Here is a 4,748-nt window from a genome sequence, read left to right as displayed (position 1 = left end):
GTCGGTGGTCCGCACGAGGTCGCGCGGGCCGTCCTGTCGGCCGGCCGGGAGCTGCGGGCGCGGGGACCGTCGCTGGTCACCGTCGAGGTGGCGGGGGAGGGCAACGCGTTCGTCTGGCCGGACGGCGAGCTGTTCGTGCCGCTCTCGGACACGCCCGTCGTGGACAGCACCGGCGCGGGGGACGCCTTCGTCGCGGCGCTCACCGCGGGCCTGCTCCGGGGCGAGCCGTACCCGGTGATCGCCCGCCACGCGGTGGCGGCGGCCGGCGCCACGGTGGGCCACCCGGGCGGCCGGCCCGCCCTGAGCGCCCAGGTGATCGACGCGCAGCTGGCCCGGATCCCCGGGCGCTGACCGGATGGACAACGGTCGTTGCCTCTTCTAGCGTCGGGGCGTGCGGAGGAGGACGTTGCTCGCCAGCGGGGTCGCCCTGCTGCTGGTCACCGCCGGCTGCTCCGGGAGCCACCGGGCGGGGCCGCCCGCGGCCGGCGGGCCGACCGCCTCCCGGCAGGACGCCGGCCAGGTCGAGCGGACGCTGGCCAGCCTCCGCAAGGTCGACGACCTGCCGCTGTACGAGATGACCTACGTGGGGGACTACGACCCGACGGTGGGCGTGGCCGGCACGCCCGGGGCGAGCCCGTTCGGCTGTTCGCTCTTCGCCGCGCTCGGTGACCGGAACCGGCCCCTGTTCGCCCGCAACTTCGACTGGGACCCCAACCCGGCCCTGGTGCTGCGGACCGACCCGCCGGACGGGTACGCGTCGATCTCCCTGGTGGACATCTCCTACCTCGGGGTCGGTGCCGACCCGGCCGGGGACCGGCGGCTGCTCGACGCGCCGCTGCTGCCCTTCGACGGCATGAACGAGCGGGGCCTGGCCGTCGGGCTGGCGGCCGACGACGGCGCGAGCGCCCGTCCGGTGCCGGGGCGCCCCACCGTGGGCTCCGTACGCATCCTGCGGCTGGTGCTGGACAACGCGGCCACGGTGGACGAGGCGGTCGCCGTGTTCGAGCGGTACAACCTGGACTTCGACGGCGGGCCGCCGCTGCACTACCTGCTGGCCGACGCCGGCGGCGCCTCGGCGGTGGTGGAGTTCGTCGACGGGGTGCTGCGGGTCGACCGGCGGCGCGGTCCCTGGCAGGCGCTGACCAACGTGCCGGCCGTCGGGGTGGCCGAGTCGCAGCTGCGCCGGGACCACCGGTACGGCGTCCTCGCCGAGGCGCTGGACGCCACCGGTGGCGTGCTGGACGCGCCGGCCGCGCTGCGCCTGCTCGGCGCGGTGCGGCAGGGGCATACCCGCTGGTCGGTGGTGTACGGGCTGCGTACGGGTGAGGTCCGGCTGGTGCCGGCCACCGGGGGCGGGGAACGCGGCTACCGGCTGCCGATGAGCTGACCGCCGACGGGCCCGGCCTCCGCGGGTGCGGTGGCCGGGCCCGAGAGCGGTGGCCGGTCAGTCCTTGTAGTCGGGTTGGGTCTGCACGTTGAGCCGGGTGAAGTGGCGGGTCTTGGCACCCGGGATGGAGGCCGGGTCGATCTGCACCACGTCCAGACCCTTCTGGATGTCACTGGAGTAGATGTGGCCGTTGTAGTAGTACGACGACCACGCGCCGCCCAGGACGAGCCGGCTGTCGGAGAGCGGGCCCCGCTCCCAGTAGCCGATCTCCCTCGGGTTGGCCGAGTCGGTGAAGTCCCAGACCGAGATGCCGCCCTGGTACCAGGCCTGGACCATGATGTCGCGGCCGGGCACCGGGATCAGCGAGCCGTTGTGCGCCACGCAGTTCTCGGTGTCGGCGTTGGCCCGGGGAATCTTGTAGTAGCTGCGGAACACCATGGTCCGCGCGTCGCCGGCGCCGGTGATGTCGTAGATGGCGTCCGCGCCGCGGTTCGGCCCGACGGTGGTGTTGCAGGTCGCCGCGCCGCCGCCACCCAGCTCGTCGGTGAAGATGACCTTGGTGCCGGTGTTGTTGAAGGTGGCCGAGTGCCAGAAGGCGAAGTTGGTGGTGTCCCGGACCTGGTTGATCACCCGGGGCGCCTCCCGGTTGGAGATGTCCATCAGGATGCCGTCACCCATGCACGCGCCGGCGGCCAGGTCCTTCTGCGGGTAGGCGGTGATGTCGTGGCAACCGGTGGTCGCCGAGCCACCCGGGCGGCCGGCGTATCCGCCGTCCGGGAAGAGGTTCGGGGTGGCCACCACGGCCGCGTCGGTGGGCGTCTCCAGCGGCACCTTGACGATCGAGATGGAGTCGTGCGGCGGCTGGCAGTCCGGGAAGGACGCCGATGGGCTGTACGAGGAGACGTACAGGTAGACGGAGGTGCCGTCCTTGCCCGGCACCAGGGTGTGCGTGTGCGACCCGCAGTCCGTCTCGACGGCCTTGATGTAGCGCGGGTTGGTCTTGTCGCTGATGTCGAAGACCTTGATGCCCTCCCAGGACGCCTTGACGCTCGCCGACTGCGGCACGCTGCTGCACGAGTCGTCGTTGCGAGACGAGTCGGTGGAGAGGAAGAGCAGGTCTCCGTAGACGGAGACGTCGTTCTGCGACCCGGGGCAGAGCACCTGCGACATGATCTTCGGGGCGGCCGGGTTCGCGATGTTGTAGATGGTGAAGCCGTTGTAGTTGCCGACGTAGGCGAACGGCCCCTGGAACGCCATGTCGGTGCCGTACGCGTTCTCGGTGTCGAACGGCGCCTGCTTGGGCAGGTTGGCGATCTGACGGAGGTTGGGGCTGCTGGAGATTTCGTCGACGCCGAGTCCGGCGGCGGCGGTGTCCACGGTGGCCGGTTCGGCGAGCCGTGGGGTGGCCTGCGCGCCGGTGGGAGCGGCGACGCTGGCGAGGAGGAGGCCGGCGGCGGCGAGGCCGGCAATCCGGAGACGACGGGACCTGGACATGCGGAACTTGACCATCGGCGACACCCTTCGAAAGGGGATGACGATTGTCGACACCTTACCGGTGACCGACGGGTATCAATGTGATCCGGGTCACATCGAGCGGCCTTTATTCCTGGTTAGGATCGCTCTCACCTCTATCGGAGGGGGTGGCGCATGACCGTCCGGCGTGGACGCATACTGATCGTCGTCACAGCCGTGGCCCTGGCGCTCGTCGCGCTCGGCATGGCATGGCGGTCCCGGGCCGACCGCCCGCCGGCCGCCGCGGCCGCCGCGTCGACCCCCACGCCCGTGGCGGACGGACCACCGGTCATCGTGCCCGGCCGACCGGGGGAGCCGGCGGTGACCCGCCCGGCCCAGGAGGTGCGGGACGCCTCGCCGCCCCGCTACAACAGCCTCGACGTCTGGTTCGTCCGGATGATGATCCCGCACCACCAGCAGGCGGTGGAGATGGCCGCCCTCGCCCCCGAACGGGCCGCCGACCCCCGGATACGTGCGGTCGCCGACCGGATCCGGGCCGCCCAGCAACCCGAGATCGGCGTGCTGCGGGCGTGGCTCACCGCCCGTGACCTGCCCGCCGAGGTCCCCGGCCACGATCACGGCCGCATGCGCGGCATGCAGTCCCCGGAGTCGATGCGACAGCTCGCCGCCGCCCGCGGCGCCGAGTTCGACCGCCTCTTCGTGCGGATGATGATCGAGCACCACGAGGGTGCCGTGGCGATGGCCACCGACCTGCTCAAGGTGGGTGCCGATCAGACCATGCAGGAGTTCGCCAATTCGGTCGCCGCCGAGCAGGCCGTGGAGATCACCCGGATGCGCGAACTGATCGGGTCCTGACCGGGGCAGCCCGGCCACCCCCTGTCCGCTCCCTTTGCTCTGCTTCAACCCACGCAACAGAAACGCCGCGTCAGTGTTGCGTCGGTTGAAGCAGAGCAAAGGCGGCTGCGCGGGGGCCGGCGGGCGGCCGCGGTCGGGTCCGCCGTCAGGCTCGGCCAACTCGGTCGGTATCGACGCGGCGGCCTGCCCGTACGCTGGGTGACCGTGGACCGCGTGATCTTCGGCCGCCCGTTGCGCAGCGTCGCCTTCGACGTCGCCGTCTCCGGGTTCGTGGCGCTCTTCGCCGTTCTCGGCGTCGTGGCGCAGCCCGGCGGCTGGCCGGCCACCCTGGTCGGGTTCGCCATGGCGCTGGCCCTGCTGTTCCGGCGTACCCACCCGTCGGCGGTGGCGGCCGTGGTCGGCGTGCTCGCCCTGGCGCAGGTGCTCGCCCACTGGGGGCCGCTCGGCTATGACATCGCCGTGCTGATCGCCCTCTACAGCGTGGTCAAGTACGCCGACCGGCTCCGGGACGGGATCGCCGCCGGGATCGTGGCGGCCGTCGGGGTGGTGCTGGCCGCCCTCCAGACGCCCGGGCCGGCGGCCTGGTGGGCGAGCGCGCTCTGGTTCGGCATGGTCACCTCGGCGGTCTGGCTGGTCGGGTTGAACGTGCGGACCCGCCGGCTCTACGTGCTGAGCCTGGAGGAGCGGGCCGCCACGCTGGAACGGGAGCGGGAGGCGGAGGCCCGCGCCGCGGTGGCCGAGGAGCGCACCCGGATCGCCCGGGAGTTGCACGACGTGGTGGCGCACAGCATGGCCGTGATGATCGTGCAGGCGGACGGGGTCCGGTTCACCGTCGACCGCGACCCGGACACCGCCCGCGAGGCGGCCAAGGTGGTGGCGGACACCGGCCGGCAGGCGCTGGAGGAGATGCGGCGGCTGGTCGGCGTACTCCGCGAGCCGAGCCGGCCGGAGCCGGTGGCCGCGCCGGGCGCGACGACATGGACTGGGCGGCCTTCATCAACGCCGTCATCACCTTCCTGCTCACAGAGGCGGT

The 4,748-nt window shown here is 72.6% G+C and carries 5 protein-coding genes; 4 read left to right on the top strand and 1 reads right to left on the bottom strand.

Annotated features, from left to right (window positions below; translation table 11 throughout):
* A partial coding sequence (locus tag ACWEVO_RS30350; RefSeq protein WP_452310893.1) for a PfkB family carbohydrate kinase occupies window positions 1–351 on the top strand: 351 nt, incomplete at its 5' end.
* Between the two features lie 40 nt (window positions 352–391).
* Complete coding sequence (locus ACWEVO_RS30345) at window positions 392–1,387, top strand: carcinine hydrolase/isopenicillin-N N-acyltransferase family protein (RefSeq protein WP_452310892.1); 996 nt, start codon at window positions 392–394, stop codon at window positions 1,385–1,387.
* Window positions 1,388–1,444: 57 nt separating this feature from the next.
* Here the strand turns inward: ACWEVO_RS30345 and ACWEVO_RS30340 are convergent, their stop codons facing one another.
* Window positions 1,445–2,896 (bottom strand): LVIVD repeat-containing protein, encoded by a 1,452-nt coding sequence (locus ACWEVO_RS30340; RefSeq protein ID WP_452310891.1) that lies wholly within the window; start codon window positions 2,894–2,896, stop codon window positions 1,445–1,447.
* A 138-nt stretch (window positions 2,897–3,034) separates the two neighbouring features.
* Here ACWEVO_RS30340 and ACWEVO_RS30335 point away from each other — a divergent pair, with 138 nt between their 5' ends.
* Both ACWEVO_RS30335 and ACWEVO_RS30330 read left to right on the top strand, forming a co-directional pair.
* Window positions 3,035–3,715, top strand: coding sequence for a DUF305 domain-containing protein (locus ACWEVO_RS30335; protein WP_452310890.1), 681 nt, complete (start codon window positions 3,035–3,037; stop codon window positions 3,713–3,715).
* Between the two features lie 198 nt (window positions 3,716–3,913).
* Window positions 3,914–4,748: histidine kinase dimerization/phosphoacceptor domain-containing protein (locus ACWEVO_RS30330; protein WP_452310889.1), on the top strand; the 835-nt coding region annotated here is incomplete at its 3' end.

The organism is Micromonospora sp. NPDC003776, assembly GCF_053605645.1.
The sequence above is the reverse complement of the archived record's forward strand: the minus strand, read 5'-3'. Positions and strand labels throughout refer to the sequence as shown.